Origin of the sequence: Amycolatopsis australiensis (assembly GCF_900119165.1) — a bacterium.
Classification (GTDB): Bacteria; Actinomycetota; Actinomycetes; order Mycobacteriales; family Pseudonocardiaceae; genus Amycolatopsis; species Amycolatopsis australiensis.
Map to the genome: position 1 here is coordinate 8,303,520 of NZ_FPJG01000006.1, position 15,178 is coordinate 8,318,697.

Consider the following 15,178-nt stretch of genomic DNA (forward strand, 5'->3'; position numbering starts at 1 on the left):
CCGCGCAAGTTCTTGTCTCCCAGCAGGCCCGTCGTTAGCGTACCGACCAGTAGGAAACGGCACGGTGGCTCCCGGGACCGTGAATGGCCGACATTTGTTACCCCGTTCGGACCATTTCCCTTTGCTCACCTCGGGTGTATTCGGCGTGCCGGCGAAACCGCTGGGGAGGCATGCGAATGGCCGCACGGACGACGACGGCGTCGTTTCCCGGGGCCGCCGCGCTGCGGCAGACCGGACGGCTCTACGGGCTCGGGCTCGACGTCGTCCGGCTGACCTTCCGCCGCCCGTTCCAGCTGCGTGAGCTGATCCAGCAGTTCTGGTTCATCGCGAGCGTCTCGATCCTGCCGACGGCGCTGGTGTCCATCCCGTTCGGCGCGGTGATCGCGCTGCACATCGGGTCGCTGACCACGCAGATCGGCGCGCAGTCGTTCACCGGCGCGGCCAGCGTCCTCGCGATCATCCAGCAGGCCAGCCCCATCGTCACCGCGTTGCTCATCGCCGGCGCCGGCGGAAGCGCGGTCTGCGCCGATCTCGGGTCGCGGACCATCCGCGAAGAGATCGACGCCATGGAGGTGCTCGGCGTCTCGCCCGTCCAGCGGCTGATCGTGCCGCGGGTGCTGGCCGCCATGGGGGTCGCCGTCTTCCTCAACGGCATGGTCAGCGTCGTCGGGGTGCTCGGCGGCTACTTCTTCAACGTGATCATGCAGCACGGGACGCCGGGCGCGTACCTGGCCAGCTTCTCGGCCCTCGCGCAGCTGCCCGACCTGTGGATCAGCGAGATCAAGGCCGTCATCTTCGGGTTCGTCGCCGGGGTCGTGGCCGCCTACCGGGGGCTCAACCCGCGCGGCGGCCCCAAGGGCGTCGGCGACGCGGTCAACCAGTCCGTGGTCATCACGTTCCTGCTGCTGTTCGTGCTGAACCTGGTGCTCACCACCGTGTACCTGCAGCTCGTGCCGCCCAAGGGGAGCTGAGATGGTGACCACGACCCCCGCCGCGAGAGTCCGCGAAGCCGTCGACCGCCGCTTCGGCTTCCTCGACACGCTCGGCGACCAGATCCTCTTCTTCCTCCGCGCCATCGCCTGGGCGCCCCGGGCCGTGCACCGCTACCTGCGCGAGATCACGCGCCTGCTGGCCGAGGTCAGCTTCGGCAGCGGCGCGCTCGCCGTCATCGGCGGCACGATCGGCGTGATGATCGGGATGACCGTGGCCACCGGCACGGTCGTCGGCCTGCAGGGCTACTCCGCCCTCAACCAGGTCGGCACGTCGGCGTTCGCCGGGTTCGTCTCCGCCTACTTCAACACCCGCGAGATCGCGCCGCTGGTCAGCGGGCTCGCCCTGAGCGCCACCGTCGGCTGCGGGTTCACCGCGCAGCTGGGCGCGATGCGGATCTCCGAGGAGATCGACGCGCTGGAGGTCATGGGCATCCCCAGCGTCCCGTACCTGGTGACGACGCGGGTGATCGCCGGGTTCCTCGCCGTCATCCCGCTCTACGCGATCGGGCTGCTGTCGAGCTACCTCGCCTCGCGGCAGGTCACCGTGTGGTTCTTCGGCCAGTCCGCCGGCACCTACGACCACTACTTCCTGCTGTTCCTCCCGCCCGGCGACGTGCTGTGGTCGTTCGGGAAGGTCCTCGTCTTCAGCGTCGTCGTGGTGCTGGCGCACTGCTACTACGGCTTCCGCGCGAGCGGCGGCCCCGCCGGGGTCGGCGTGGCGGTCGGCCGCGCGGTGCGCACCGCGATCGTCGCGATCAGCGTGCTCGACTTCTTCCTGTCGCTGGCGATCTGGGGCGCGACGACGACCGTGCAGGTGGCGGGATGAGGCGCGAGACCCGCCGCAAGGCCGGGATCCGCACCGCCGGCGTGCTGTTCCTGGTGGTGATGGGCGTGCTCGTGACGCTCTCGATCAAGGTGTACGACAAGGACTTCGTCAGCACGGTCCCGGTGACGCTGAAGGCGAACCGCATCGGCAACCAGCTGCAGGCGGGCGGGCAGGTCAAGGCCCGCGGCGTGCTCGTCGGGGAGATCCGCGCGGTCCGGGCCACCCCGCAGGGCGCCGAGATAGCGCTTGCTCTCCAGCCGGACAAGGTGACCATGCTGCCGCGCACCGTTTCGGCGTTGCTCGTGCCGAAGACGCTCTTCGGCGAGCGGTACGTCCAGCTGTCCGTTCCGGACGGTGCCGGTACCGCACCGCACCTGGCCGCCGGCGACGTCATCGAGCAGGACCGGTCGGCGAACGCGATCGAGCTGGACCGGGTCTTCGACGACCTGCTGCCGCTGCTCAAGGCCGTCCAGCCGCAGAAGCTCGCGACGACGCTGACCGCGGTCGCCACCGCGCTGCAGGGCCGCGGCACCCAGATCGGCGAGACGCTGTCCACCGCGGCGGACTACCTCAAGGACTTCGACCCGCAGCTGCCGGCGCTCACGAAGGACGTCCAGGACCTCGCGTCGGTCTCCCGGCTGTACGGCGACATCGCCCCGGATCTGCTCGACGCGCTCACCGACTCGGCCGTCACGCTGAACACCGTCCACGACCAGACGGCCCGGCTCGCCACCGTCTACCAGCAGGTGGGCGACTCCGCGGGCGAGGTCGGGGAGTTCCTGAGCCGCAACGAGAACACCATCATCGCCCTGTCGGCCGACAGCCGCGCGGCCCTGGAGGTCGCGGCCCGGTACTCGCCGAGTTTCCCGTGCACGCTCGAAGCGATGGACGCCCTGCGCGAGCCGGTCGACAAGGCGCTGGGCAAGGGCACCGGCCGGCCCGGCATGCACGCGCAGGTCACCGTGACCCAGTCACGCGGCAAGTACGTGCCCGGCGAGGACGACCCGATGTACCCCGCCACCGGCGACGGCCCGCGCTGCTACCCCAGCGGCGTCGCCCCGACGACCGGCACCGCCGCGGCCGCGCCGGGCACGTCCCGGCACCCGCTGCTGACCGGCGCGCGCGACGACCTCGGCGTCGCGAACTCGCCGCAGGAACGCGAACTGCTCGCCACGATCCTCGCGCCGCAGCTCGGCGTGCCCACCGGGCAGGTCGCGGACTGGAGCAGCGTGCTCGTCGGCCCGCTCTACCGCGGCACGGAGGTGACGCTGAAGTGAGGAAGTTCGCCGCCCCGCTGGTCAAGAGCCTGATCTTCATCCTGGTCACCACGGCAGCGACCGTGTTGCTGGCCGTGTCCATCGCCAACACCGGCGTCGGCCGGACCGACCTCTACGGCGCCACCTTCATCGACGCGACGTCGCTCAACGTCGGCGACGACGTGCGCATCTCCGGGGTGCGGGTGGGGCAGGTCGAGGAGCTGGCGATCGCGGACCACAGCCTCGCCCACGTCCGGTTCTCCCTCGACGCGGGCCGTCAGCTGCCCGCCGACGTCGGCGCGGTCATCAAGTACCGCAACATGGTCGGGCAGCGCTACATCGCCCTGCAGCGCGGGGCCGGCGCGCCGGGCACGCTTCCGCCGGGCGGCGAGATCCCGCTGAGCCGCACCACGCCGGCGCTCGACCTGACCGACCTGTTCAACGGCTTCAAGCCGCTGTTCCAGGCGCTGTCGCCCACCGACGTCAACCAGCTCTCCGGCGAGATCGTGCAGGTGCTGCAAGGGGAAGGCGGCACGGTCGACGAGCTGCTCGCGCACACCGGCTCGCTGACCTCGACGCTGGCGAGCCGCGACCGGCTGATCGGCGAGGTGATCACCAACCTCAACCACGTGCTCGGCACGGTGAACAGCAAGGGAACCGCGCTGACGACGTTGATCTCGACCCTGCGGGAGCTGGTCTCCGGGCTGGCCGCGGACCGCACCGCGATCGGCGACGCGATCGGCGGCCTCGGCGACCTGTCCACGGCGACCGCGGGCCTGCTCGGCGACGCGCGGACGCCGTTGCAGGACAGCATCGCCGGGCTCGACCGCGTCACGAAGAACCTCGCGGACCCCGGCACCCTGCCCGGCCTGGAACAGACGCTGGGCACCCTGCCGGAGAAGCTGACCGGGCTCGGGCGCATCAGCTCCTACGGCTCGTGGATGAACTTCTACCTGTGCAGCGCGACCCTGCAAGCCACGCCGCCGCGCGGGACGCCGGTCACCGCGGAGAGGTGCGGCTCGTGAAGTCCTTCAAGGAACGCAACCCGCTCGCCCTCGGCGCCGCCGGCAGCGTCGTGCTCGCCGCGCTGCTGACCGTGACGTTCAACTACGACGACCTGCCGATCGTCGGCGGCGGGACCACCTACCGCGCCGAGTTCTCGGAGGCGGCCGGGCTGCAGCCCGACGACGAGGTCCGCGTGGCCGGCATCAAGGTCGGCGAGGTGCGCGACGTCCGGCTGGCCGACGACCACGTGCTCGTCACCTTCCGCGTCAAGAACGCCTGGGTCGGCGACCGGACGTCGGCGGAGATCCGGATCAAGACGTTGCTGGGCCGCAAGTTCCTCGCCCTCAAACCCACCGGCGACGGCGTGCAGGACCCGGACCGGCCGATCCCGCGCGACCGGACGGTGACCCCGTACGACGTCACGGAGGCGTTCAACGGCCTGGCGAACACGGCGGGCTCGATCGACACCCGGCAGCTCGCGGACAGCTTCACCGCGATCAGCGACACCTTCCGCAACGCCCCGGCCCACGTCCGCACCGCGCTCGACGGCCTGTCCGCGCTGTCGAAGACGGTGTCCTCCCGCGACGACCAGCTCGCCGGCCTGCTCGCCAACGCCCGCAAGATCACCACGACGCTGGCGAACTCCAACGAGGACTTCGAGCAGCTGCTCTCCGACGGCAACCTGCTGCTCGGCGAGCTCGACCGGCGCCGGCAGGCCATCCACGACCTGCTGACCGGCGCGCAGGCCCTGGCCACCCAGCTCTCCGGCCTGGTCGCCGACAACACCGGGCAGCTGCAGCCCGCGCTGAGCCAGCTGAACACCGTCACCGACCTGCTGTCGCGGCAGAACGCCAACCTGGCGAAGAGCCTGGCCGCCGCCGGGCCGTACTTCCGGCTGGCGAACAACGCGCTCGGCAACGGCCGCTGGCTCGACGCCTACCTCTGCGGGCTGCTGCCCGAGAACCGCGACCCGTGTGTCCCGCCGAAGCAGTCGGGAGTCCCGAAGTGACCACCACCCGCACCTACCGGTTCCTCGCCGCGGCGATCCTGCTCGCGCTCGTCGTCGTGGCCGCGTTGTGGTGGCTGTTCTCCGGCAGCGGCCTCGACCGCGCGACCGTGTTCTTCTCCCGCGCGGTCGGCGTCTACAGCGGGTCCGACGTCCGGCTGCTCGGCGTCCGGATCGGGCAGGTCGAGTCGGTGACCCCGCGCGGCGAGCAGGTCGAGGTGACGCTCACCTACGACGGCTCCGCGCCGATCGCCGCCGACACCGGCGTCGTCGTCATCGCCCCCAGCGTGGTCGCCGACCGGTACGTCCAGTTCGCCAAGCCGGCCCGCGGCGGGCCACGGCTGGCGGACAACGCCACGATCGGCGTGGACCGCAGCGCGACCCCGGTCGAGCTGGACCAGCTGTACGCCAGCCTCGACACGCTGACCAAAGCGCTCGGCCCGGACGGCGCGAACAAGAACGGCGCCCTGTCGGACCTGCTCACCACCGGCGCGCGGAACCTGCGGGGCAACGGGACGGCGTTCAACGACTCGGTCCGGCAGCTCGCCGAGCTGGCCAGAACCCTCTCCGGCAACTCCGGCGACCTGTTCACCACGGTACGGGAGCTGCAGCGGTTCACCAGCATGCTCGCCGCCAACGACGACCAGGTGGCCAAGGTCAACCAGCAGCTCTCGTCGGTGTCGGGCACGCTGTCGGCCAACCGCGACGAACTGGCTTCGGCGTTGCGCTCGCTCGGCACCGCGCTCGGGGACATCCAGGGGTTCCTCAAGGACAACCGGGCGCTCATAAAGTCCAATGTGGACAAGCTGGCGGTGACCACGCAGACGCTCGTCGACCAGCGCGCGTCGCTGGCCGAGACCCTCGAGACCGTGCCGCTGGCCGAGACCAACCTGCTCCGGACGATCGACCCCGCCACCGGCGCCCTGCAGAGCCGCACCGACCTGCTCGACTACCTGCCGCTGCCGGTGACCGGATCGATCTACACGAACGAGGTGGGCGGCCGATGAAAGGACTGCGACGCGTCACCACGTTGGCCATGGGCTGCTGCCTGGTGCTGACCGCCTGTTCGGGGGAATTCAAGGGCGTCTACGACCTGCCGCTGCCCGGCGGTGCCGACGTAGGCGACCACCCGTACCACGTCACCGTCCAGTTCGCCGACGTCCTCGACCTCGTGCCGCAGGCCGCGGTCAAGGTCGGCGACGTCCCGGTCGGGCGCGTGCAGGCCATCCGGCTCGGGACGGACGGCTGGACCGCCGAGGCCGTCGTCGAGGTCAACGGCGACGTCGTCCTGCCCGCCGACGCCGTCGCGCGGCTGCGCCAGTCCAGCCTGCTCGGCGAGAAGTTCGTCGAGCTGGCCGCGCCGGAAGGCGGCCAGGCGAAGGAAAAACTCGCCGACAACGCCGTGATCCCGGTGTCGCGCACCAACCGGAACCCGGAGTTCGAAGAGGTCTTCGGCGCGTTGTCGCTGCTGCTCAACGGCGGCGGCATCGGCCAGCTGCAGACGATCAACCGCGAGCTGTCGCGGGTGATGACCGGCAACGAGAGCCAGATCCGGTCGTTCCTCTCCGGCGTCGACACCCTCGCCACCGACCTGGACGCGCACCGCCAGGACATCACCGCCGCGCTCGACGGCGTCAACCGGCTGGCGACGACACTCGCCGACCGGGACAAGCAGGTCTCCGGCGCGCTCACCGATCTCACGCCGGGCCTGCGCACGCTGACCGACCAGCGCAGCCAGCTCGTGGCCATGCTCCAGTCGCTCGACGACCTCTCCGGCGTCGCCACCGACGTCATCCACAAGAGCAAGGACGACCTCGTCGCCGACCTGCGGGCGCTCGCCCCGATCCTGCACCGGCTCGCCGACGCCGGCGCGTCGCTGCCGAAGGCACTGGAAATCCTGCCGTCCTTCCCGTACACCGACGCGGTCATCCCGGCGATCAAGGGCGACTACCTCAACGTCTACGCGTCGGTGATCCCGGCTCCCGGCGTGACGCTGCCGCCGCCCGGCGAAGGCACCCCGCCGGGCCTGCCGACCCTGCCGCTGCCCTCGACCGGCCAGGTCACGACGCCGGGAGGCCGCTGATGCTCACCACCCGGATCCGCGTCCAGGTCCTCGCGTTCGTAGTGATCTCGCTGGTCACCGTCGCGTTCGTGGGCGCGAACTACGCCGGGATCGGCCGGCTCTTCGGCGGCGGGTACACGGTGCAGCTGGAACTCGCCGAAGGCGGCGGCATCTTCACCGGCGGCGAGGTCACCTACCGCGGTGTCGCCGTCGGGCGGATCGGCGAACTCCGGCTGACACCGTCCGGGATGGAAGCGGACCTCGTCATCGACGGCTCCGCGCCGCCGATCCCGGCGAACGCGCAGGCCGTCGTGGCCAACCGGTCCGCCGTCGGCGAGCAGTACGTCGACCTGCAGCCGCGCACCGCCGACGGCCCGTACCTGAACGCCGGCTCGGTCATCCCGCGCGAGAAGACGACGCTGCCGATGCCGGTGCAGCACCTGCTCGGCGACCTCGACTCGCTGACCGCGTCCGTGCCGACCGGCGATCTGCGCACGGTCGTCGACGAGCTGGACGACGCGCTGCGCGGCACCGGCCCCGACCTGCAGGTCCTGCTGGACACGGCGACGTCGTTCACCAGGGACGCCGCGGCCAACCTGCCGCAGACGGCGAAGCTGATCGACGACGGCTCGACCGTGCTGCGCACCCAGCTCGGCTCCTCCGCCGACTGGCGGTCGTTCACGAGCAACGCCAAGCTCTTCGCCGCGCAGCTGTCCTCTTCGGACGGTGACCTGCGCCGGCTGATCGCCGCCGCGCCGCCCGCCGCGTCCGAGCTGGGCTCGCTGCTGCGCGAGAACACCCCGGGGCTGCCGGTCCTGCTGGCCAACCTGCTCACCACCGCGCAGGTGTTCCAGGCCCGCACCGGCCCGCTGGAGCAGCTGCTGGTCCAGACGCCGAAGGCGGTCGCGGCGACCTCGACCGTCTTCGCCCACGACCAGGCCAACCTGGGGCTGGCCCTGACCTTCTACGACCCGCTCCCCTGCCGGGCCGGGTACGAGAGCACGCGGTACCGGCCCAGCACGGACACCTCGCCGCTGCCGTTCAACACCGGCGCGTCCTGCACGCTGGAGCCGGGCGACGCGTCGTCGGTGCGCGGCTCGCAGCACCTGCCGCACCTGCCGGTGCCGCCGGCCGCGGTCCCCGGCTCCGGTGGCGCCCCGCTCAGCGCGTCGCCCGGCCTGGCGGTGTCCCCGACCCTCGAGGAGATGCTGTGGCTGGGAAAGTGAAGTGGCCGCTGCGGGCGGCGGTGCTCGCCGTGGTCGTCACCGCGGCCTTCGCCGGCTGGTCGGCGATCGGCTGGTACCGGGCGGCGCACAGCGAGGCACGCACCTACGGCACCGCGCGCGACGAGGCACTGGCCAGTGGCCGCGAGCTGGTCGCCCGCCTGTGCAGCCTCGACTACCACCGGCTCGACCAGGGGCTCGCGCAGTGGCTCGACGCGACGACCGGACCGCTGCACGACCGGCTGGCCCACACCGACGACGCCACGAAGAAGACGCTCACCCAGGACGCGACGGTGTCCACCGGCAAGGTCCTGGACGCGGCGGTGAGCGAGCTGGACGAGCATGCCGGGACCGCGAAGCTGCTGGCGTCGGTCGAGATCACCGCGCTGAAGGAGGGCGTGGCCCCGGCGACCAAGCGCAACCGGTTCGCCGCGGGCCTCACCCGGACCGCGAGCGGCTGGAAGCTCAGCGCGCTCGACGAGCTGCCGGTGGGCGCCCGATGAGCACCGCGACGGAAGAAGAAGCCGAGGTCATCATCGAGACGGCCGGACCGCGGCGCCGCCGGTTGCTCCTGCCGCTGCTCGTCGCCGTGTCGGTGCTGCTGGCCGCCGCGGGTGTGGTGTTCACCGTCGCGGCGCGGTCGGCGGCGGACGACCCGGCCGCGGCCAACCGCGCGCTGACCGACGTCGGGGCCACCGCCGAGGTGAACTCGGCGGTGACGCTGGCCCTCAACCGGATCTTCTCCTACTCCTACGACCGGACCGACGTCACCGCGCAGGCCGCGCGGGACGTCCTGCGCGGCGACGCCCGCACCACCTACGACCGGCTGTTCGCCCAGGTGAAAGAAAAGGCACCGGCCCAGAAACTGGTGCTGACGACCCGGGTGACGTCTTCGGCCGTTCAGGAGGTCCGCGACGGCCGGGCCCGGCTGCTCGTGTTCCTCGACCAGTCGGCCACGCGCGCGGACAACAATTCCAGCAGTTCCGCGGCCGCCCAGCTTTCGGTGACCGCGGAACGCGAGGGCAATGCCTGGAAAATCACCGGGCTCACACCTCGCTGATCCCGTTTTTCCACCGCTGCACAATGCGAAGGAGAGTTGGCATGCCTGTTGTCCCGCGCACTCGGAAGAACGGCCGGAAATGGGGCCGCGCGGCCGCGGTCACGGCCGTGGCGGGCGTCGCGCTGAGCGTCGTCACCGCCGTTCCGGCCTCGGCCGACGTGGTCGAGATCCCGGTGGGCTACACCGTCACCGGCAGCACCGTGGTGAAGAAGACCGGCAGCGCGATGACGCTCGGCCCCGGCAACCTCGACGGCGCGCTGGTCATCGACGACCAGACCGGCTCGGTCGGCCTGCGCGCGAACCTGACACTGCCGCCGTCGCAGGCGAACATCTCGCTGGTGTCGGGCGTGTTCAAGATCAAGGCGAAGGTCAAGATCACCCCGACCGGCCCGGCGACCGGCACCATCGCCGGCGGCACGCTGACCACGCACGCCCAGGCGAACATGGAGATCTACGACATCTGGGCCGGCCTGCTGGTCCCGGTCGTCCCGGTGCCGACCGTGCCGGGCAGCTGCAAGGCGAGCAAGCCGCTCGACCTGGACCTGAGCGCCGGCGACGTCGACATCTTCGGCCCGAAGATCACCGTCACCGGCACCTACACCATCCCGGAGTTCAAGAACTGCTTCATCGCCGACCTGGCGCTGGGCGCACTGGTCTCCGGGCCGGGCAACACGATCTCGCTGGACCTGGTCTCCAAGAACGCGGGCTGACCCGGTCCGCGAAGAGGGGGCTTCCCGCCCGGGAAGCCCCCTCTTCGCGTGGCCCGCTCAGCAGGGCGCGGACGGATCGGCCTTGAGCGCGACGGTGAACCGGTCGCCCGACGAGACGGACAGGAACGGGCCGCACAGCCCCCAGCCCGCCGGGTCGCTTTCGGACACGTCGTCGGATCCCCAAGCGACGTAATCCCCGTTGCTCTTGAGCGCGAAGCTGAACGTCCAGCCCGCCTCGATCGCGACGACGTCCGACAGCGCCGCCTCGGGCACGTCGGCCTGGTGGTTGTCGTTGCGGCCCCAGGCGATCACCCGGCCGTCCTTGAGCGCGAGGCTGTGCTGGTGGCCGGCGGACACGGCGGTCACGCCCGATTTCGCCTCGGCCGGCACGTCGGTCTGGCCGTGGTCGTCGGCGCCCCAGGCGAGCACCTCGCCGTTCTTGATCGCCAGGCTGTGGTCGCCGCCGGCGGACACGGCGGTGACCCCGGAAGCCGCCGCGGGCGGGACGTCCGAGCGCAGGCCCCAGCCGATCACCCGGCCGCCGGCGGTCAGGGCGAGGTTGTGCATGGCGCTGGTGGAGATGGCGGTGACGCCGGACTTCGCCTCGGCCGGCACGTCCGTCTGGCCGTACCAGTCGTTGCCCCAGGCCAGGACGGCGCCGTCTTTGAGCGCGAGCTCGTGGCCCCAGCCGGCGGCGATCGCGGTGACACCCGAGGCCGCCGCGCCGGGGACCTCGGTCTGGCCGAAGTTGTTGTCGCCCCAGACCAGGACGCGGCCGTCCTTGAGGCCCATGGCGTCCAGCCCGCCCATGGAGACTTCGCTCAGCCCCTCGGCCGCTTCCGGCGGCGGGCCCAGGATGTAGTTCGAGAACCCCCATTCCACGACACCGCCGGTGACCGGTGCCTGCGCGGAAGCGGACGCGCCCGGCACCACCGGCACGGCGGCCAGCGTGACGGCGAGCAGCACGGAGGCCCGGCGGTGGGCGATGCGGAAACGGGCGGCCACGGCATCCTCTTTCGCTGAATCGATTCCCGCGTTCACGGTGCGCGCGTGGTATCGATAGTAACGCGGACAACGGCCGATCGAAACGCGGTCGCGTATTTGTCAAAATCGCACCAAGGTCATCACACCACTACTCCGGCGTTGACAAGAACCGCGCCGGGCAAACGCCGGTGGAAACCGACCAGGTGACATCCTTGTTGCGCAACCGACTGGCGAGTAACCTCATTTCTCACAGCCACCTCGCGAGGGTTGCGGCTGCACCAGGAATACACCCGGGGGAATTCGCGGTACCGCTTCGGTCCGCGGGGCGCGTGGGCGGCGCCCGCCCGAGACGTCAACTGGATGATCGAAGGAGATTGACAGTCATGACCCGACTCAGGAACCTGTCCCTCAAAGCAGTCACGACCGCGGCCGCGGTCAGCGCGTTCGGCATGGCGCTGACCGGCGTGGCCTCGGCCGACACCGCCTACAACGCGGCGGCCACCTACCGGTGCACCTTCCCGGGCATCCCGCAGCAGGACGTGGCGATCACCGCGTCCCTGACCGGGCCGGACTCCGTCCCCGCGGGCACCACCGTCACGCCGGGCAACGTCGGTGGCACCGCGACCATCTCGGCCGCGGTCCACACGCTGCTGACCGCCGTCGGCTACGACGGCATCCGCGGCACGGCGACGGTCCCGGTGACCGCCGCCCGCGGCACGGTTTCCGGACCGGCCAGCGGCCTGAGCATCCCGGAGACGATCTACCCGGCCGGCGGCCCGATCACGGTGGTCATCAGCCAGGTGGCGACCTCGTCGATCCCCACCTACACGGCGCCGGCGACCGCGGGCAGCGACACGCTCTCGCTCGGCACGCCGATCACCGCGGCCCTGCAGTTCCACAAGGCCTCCGGCAACACCTGGGCGAACTGGAACATGAGCTGCACGCCGAAGACGACGAGCCCGGCGCAGAACCTGGCGTTCTCGCCGAACTTCGTCATCACCTGACAGCGCTGAACCAGCACGCCCGTAGGGATGGCCGGGGCCCCGGCCATCCCTACGGCTCGTTTCCCCGTGGCACGGACAGGAGCACGGCATGGCCCCACGGCTGACCCGGCGGACGGCGGTCCGCGGCGCGCTGGCGCTGGTGTGCGCGGTGTCGGTCACCACCGGCGCGTTCACCGGGACCGGCTCGGCCGCGCCCGGGACGGCGGCCACGGAGGCCGCACCGGACGGCCGCGCGGTCACGAAGACGATCACGGCGTCCTGCCCCTTCGCCGACCCGGTGGGGCCGGTGAAGCTCGACGTGAAGACCGAGGCCACGCTGCCCGCCTCGATGACGACGGGCAAACCGGCGGCGATCGACGGCCTGTCCGTGTCGTTCGCGCTGCCGCGTGCCGCCGCCCAGCAGCTGCTCGGCACCGGCGCCGCCCTCGAAGGTGGGCTGACCTTCCAGCTGCTGCTGGAGCAGGGCAAGAGCAAGGACGCACTCGTCGTCCCGCTGACCATCGCCGCCACCCCGATGCCGCCCGAGGGCGATGTTCCGCTGGTGGCCAAGGGAAAGCTCGCCGCGTTCTCGCCGTCCGCGGCCGGGGTGCTGCGGATCCGGCTGAGCGCACCGGAACTCGCGCTGGGCCCCACGGGCGCGCCCGCCGGTCACCCCGCCGAGCAGGTGGCCTGCACCACCGACGGCGGCCAGGACCTGTCCTTCGGCACGATCGCCGTGCTGGCGGCCACCACACCGCCGTCCGGGAAGCCGGCCCCGGACAAGAAGGCCACGCCGTCGCCCCGGCCGGGCACCCCGCGGCGGCATTCCCTGCTGGCGGAAGAGCCACCGGCGGACGACACCGTCACCACGGTGCTCCCGTTGCAGCCGAACCAGGTCAACGCCACCAGCACGGTCGTCCGGACCGGCACGGTCGTGCGCAGCTCGGCCGCCGCCCTGATCAACGGCGTCTGGCGGCAGGTCACCGACCCGAACGGCACGCCGCTGTCGAGCGACATCACCGGTGAGATCGCGCTCGCGCCGGTGCGGGTGTCGTTCCTCGCCTACGGGTTCCTCCCGGTGAGCGCGACCGTCGAGTTCCTGCCACCGGACTACCGCAACGGCAGGCTGATCCACTCGGCGGGCACGCTCTTCAACGGTGTCCTGCGCGACCACCTCGACGTGGTGGCCCGGCTGAGCGACGTCGAGATCAACGGCGCCCCGCTGCGCGTCGGGCCCGGTTGCGTGACGAAGGAGCCGGCGTCGATCGACATGATGGGCCCGTACGACCCGTTCTCCAGCGGCGAGATCGGCACCGACCCGGCCAATCCCGACCCGAAGTACCGCGGCTTCCGGCTCCCGGAGTTCACCGGCTGCGGCGTGGACGAAAAGCTCAGCTCGGTGTTCAGCGGCCTCACCTCGGGCGACGGCAACCAGGCGCACGCGAGCCTGGCGATCATCGCCCTGTGCACCGAAGCCGACCACCGCAACTGCCCGCCGGTGATGCCGATCCCGGCCGCGGTGTTCCGCGCCGGCCGCTGAGCCGCGGCTACCGTGCGGTCCACTGTGGACGTGCGCCGCCGGTGCGGGGCGACGGCAGCAGTTCGCTGACCGGGTAGCGCAGCGGCAGCGGCGCCGCACCCGCGCGCAGCGCCAGCTCCATCTCGAAGCGCGCCGCCGGGTCGCGGAGCTTTTCGCCGAACGTCGCCTGCAGCTGGCGCATGCGGTAGCGGACCGTCTGCGGGTGCACGCCGAGGCGCTCGGCGATCTCCACCACGTTGCCCTGGCTGTCCAGCCACGCCCGCAGCGTCTCCAGCAGCCGTTCCTGCTGCTTGCCCGTCAAGTCGGCCAGCGGCGCGAACAAGCGGCTCCGCAGGGTGCCGACCAGGCCGGTGTCGGAGTTGACCAGCAGCGTCGCCAAGTGCTCTTCCGCGCGCAGCACCGGACGCGGTGTCAGCACGCCGCGTTCGGCCAGCTGCAATGCGTTCCGGGCCCAGCGCAGGGAATCCGCCACCGACGCGAGCGGGACGCACGGGCCGATCGAGAGCCGGCAGTCCGGCAGCGCCACCTGCAGCGTCGCCAGCCGGGCGCCACCGAGCTCGCCTGGAACCACCAGTTTCGCGTCCGGCGTGTCCAGCTCGGCGAGGATGTCCGCGTCCAGGCCCGCGTGGCGGCGGGCCGGGGCGACGCCGCCGGACGGGCTGACGGCCACCGGGGTCGCGTCGGCGGGCACCGGCCAGCCGATCAGCTGGGCCAGCTCGGCGATCGCCTTCGGCGAGGCCGGTGGCGTCTCGAGGATCAGGTGGAGAAGCTTGCGGCGCCAGGTTTCCAGCGCGCCCGCCGTGCGCGCCTTCGCCTCCAGGTACCCGTCGAGCGCGACGGAGGCGAGTTCGTCCATGAACGCCAGCATCGCGTCGGCCAGCTGGGACATCACCGCCGAGGAAAGCCCGCTTCGCCGCCCGACACGCATGATCCGCCGCCACGACACGCGCGCGCCGACGCGGTACGCCGACTGCAGCGTGTCGAGGCTGCGGCCTTCCCGCATTTCGTTCTGCCCCAGCCGGTGGTGCACTTCGTGGGACTGTTCCTTCGACACGGTCGGGTCGGCGATCTGGGCGACGAACAGCGTGATCGCGTATTCGACGCCGGCCCGGATGGACTTGCCGTAGGGCCCGTCGAGCGGCCGGGCGTAGGCGGGAATGGTCGCGCGGATCTCGTCGACGATCTCGGCCGCGAGGCTGGCCAGCTCCGGACGCAGGATGTCGGCGAGCTTGCGGGGCAGCGGGGCGGGCGGCGCAGCGTGTTCGAATCCGCGCTCCACCGACATCGCAGCTCCTTCGCTCCGCCCCGGGATCCCGGCGCGCGCACCGCGCGGCCGGGCACCCCGCGCCTGGTGCGGGGTGACACCGGACACATCGAAAAAGTAGTCCTGAACGTGTCATCCGTTCGAAGGGAAACCGATTTCTTGTCATCTTCGTGACAAATTCACGGAGGCAGGCTGCGGAAGGCTGACAATCCGGCGACCGACTGCCCGTGACCGTGCGTACGAACGGCCGAACCCTCCAACGAGGCG

Annotated in this window: 15 protein-coding genes; 13 read left to right on the forward strand and 2 right to left on the reverse strand. The window is 71.5% G+C overall.

What is annotated here, in order from left to right; genetic code table 11:
• Positions 1-176 precede the first annotated feature (176 nt).
• The 11 genes from BT341_RS39630 to BT341_RS39680 are packed head-to-tail and all read left to right on the forward strand — an operon-like array spanning position 177 to position 10,140.
• Positions 177-971, forward strand: coding sequence for an MlaE family ABC transporter permease (locus BT341_RS39630; RefSeq protein ID WP_072481108.1), 795 nt, complete (start codon positions 177-179; stop codon positions 969-971).
• A 1-nt stretch (position 972) separates the two neighbouring features.
• Positions 973-1,818: an MlaE family ABC transporter permease gene (locus tag BT341_RS39635; protein WP_072481109.1), complete on the forward strand. Its 846-nt coding sequence runs from the start codon at positions 973-975 to the stop codon at positions 1,816-1,818.
• Positions 1,815-3,095 carry an MCE family protein gene (locus tag BT341_RS39640; RefSeq protein ID WP_072481110.1) on the forward strand — a complete coding sequence of 427 codons (1,281 nt, stop codon included), beginning with the start codon at positions 1,815-1,817 and terminating at the stop codon, positions 3,093-3,095. Before BT341_RS39635 ends, BT341_RS39640 begins: the two co-directional genes overlap by 4 nt.
• Positions 3,092-4,099 carry an MCE family protein gene (locus BT341_RS39645; protein WP_072481111.1) on the forward strand — a complete coding sequence of 336 codons (1,008 nt, stop codon included), beginning with the start codon at positions 3,092-3,094 and terminating at the stop codon, positions 4,097-4,099. Before BT341_RS39640 ends, BT341_RS39645 begins: the two co-directional genes overlap by 4 nt.
• Positions 4,096-5,088 (forward strand): MCE family protein, encoded by a 993-nt coding sequence (locus tag BT341_RS39650; RefSeq protein ID WP_072482430.1) that lies wholly within the window; start codon positions 4,096-4,098, stop codon positions 5,086-5,088. The genes BT341_RS39645 and BT341_RS39650 overlap by 4 nt, the downstream gene beginning before the upstream one ends.
• Positions 5,085-6,092, forward strand: a complete 1,008-nt coding sequence (locus tag BT341_RS39655; RefSeq protein ID WP_072481112.1) for an MCE family protein — start codon at positions 5,085-5,087, stop codon at positions 6,090-6,092. The genes BT341_RS39650 and BT341_RS39655 overlap by 4 nt, the downstream gene beginning before the upstream one ends.
• On the forward strand, positions 6,089-7,168 hold the full coding sequence (locus BT341_RS39660; protein ID WP_072481113.1) for an MCE family protein: 1,080 nt from the start codon (positions 6,089-6,091) through the stop codon (positions 7,166-7,168). Before BT341_RS39655 ends, BT341_RS39660 begins: the two co-directional genes overlap by 4 nt.
• Positions 7,168-8,373 carry an MCE family protein gene (locus tag BT341_RS39665; RefSeq protein ID WP_072481114.1) on the forward strand — a complete coding sequence of 402 codons (1,206 nt, stop codon included), beginning with the start codon at positions 7,168-7,170 and terminating at the stop codon, positions 8,371-8,373. The genes BT341_RS39660 and BT341_RS39665 overlap by 1 nt, the downstream gene beginning before the upstream one ends.
• Positions 8,358-8,873 carry a hypothetical protein gene (locus tag BT341_RS39670; protein ID WP_245805253.1) on the forward strand — a complete coding sequence of 172 codons (516 nt, stop codon included), beginning with the start codon at positions 8,358-8,360 and terminating at the stop codon, positions 8,871-8,873. The genes BT341_RS39665 and BT341_RS39670 overlap by 16 nt, the downstream gene beginning before the upstream one ends.
• Positions 8,870-9,430, forward strand: coding sequence for a hypothetical protein (locus BT341_RS39675; RefSeq protein ID WP_072481115.1), 561 nt, complete (start codon positions 8,870-8,872; stop codon positions 9,428-9,430). The genes BT341_RS39670 and BT341_RS39675 overlap by 4 nt, the downstream gene beginning before the upstream one ends.
• Before the next feature lie 41 nt (positions 9,431-9,471).
• The gene (locus BT341_RS39680; protein ID WP_072481116.1) at positions 9,472-10,140 is read left to right on the forward strand and encodes a hypothetical protein; all 669 of its coding nucleotides are present in this window, start codon (positions 9,472-9,474) and stop codon (positions 10,138-10,140) included.
• A 57-nt stretch (positions 10,141-10,197) separates the two neighbouring features.
• Here the strand turns inward: BT341_RS39680 and BT341_RS39685 are convergent, their stop codons facing one another.
• A complete protein-coding gene (locus tag BT341_RS39685) occupies positions 10,198-11,145 on the reverse strand; it encodes an RCC1 domain-containing protein (RefSeq protein ID WP_245805254.1) in 948 nt (315 codons plus the stop codon).
• A 362-nt stretch (positions 11,146-11,507) separates the two neighbouring features.
• On the opposite strand from BT341_RS39685, the gene BT341_RS39690 reads away from it, so the two are divergent.
• Positions 11,508-12,128, forward strand: coding sequence for a DUF6801 domain-containing protein (locus BT341_RS39690; protein ID WP_072481117.1), 621 nt, complete (start codon positions 11,508-11,510; stop codon positions 12,126-12,128).
• Positions 12,129-12,216: 88 nt separating this feature from the next.
• Entirely contained in the window at positions 12,217-13,647 is a 1,431-nt protein-coding gene (locus tag BT341_RS39695; RefSeq protein WP_072481118.1) for a DUF6801 domain-containing protein, read from the forward strand.
• Between the two features lie 7 nt (positions 13,648-13,654).
• Here the strand turns inward: BT341_RS39695 and BT341_RS39700 are convergent, their stop codons facing one another.
• Positions 13,655-14,932, reverse strand: a complete 1,278-nt coding sequence (locus BT341_RS39700; RefSeq protein WP_072481119.1) for a PucR family transcriptional regulator — start codon at positions 14,930-14,932, stop codon at positions 13,655-13,657.
• Positions 14,933-15,178 lie beyond the last annotated feature (246 nt).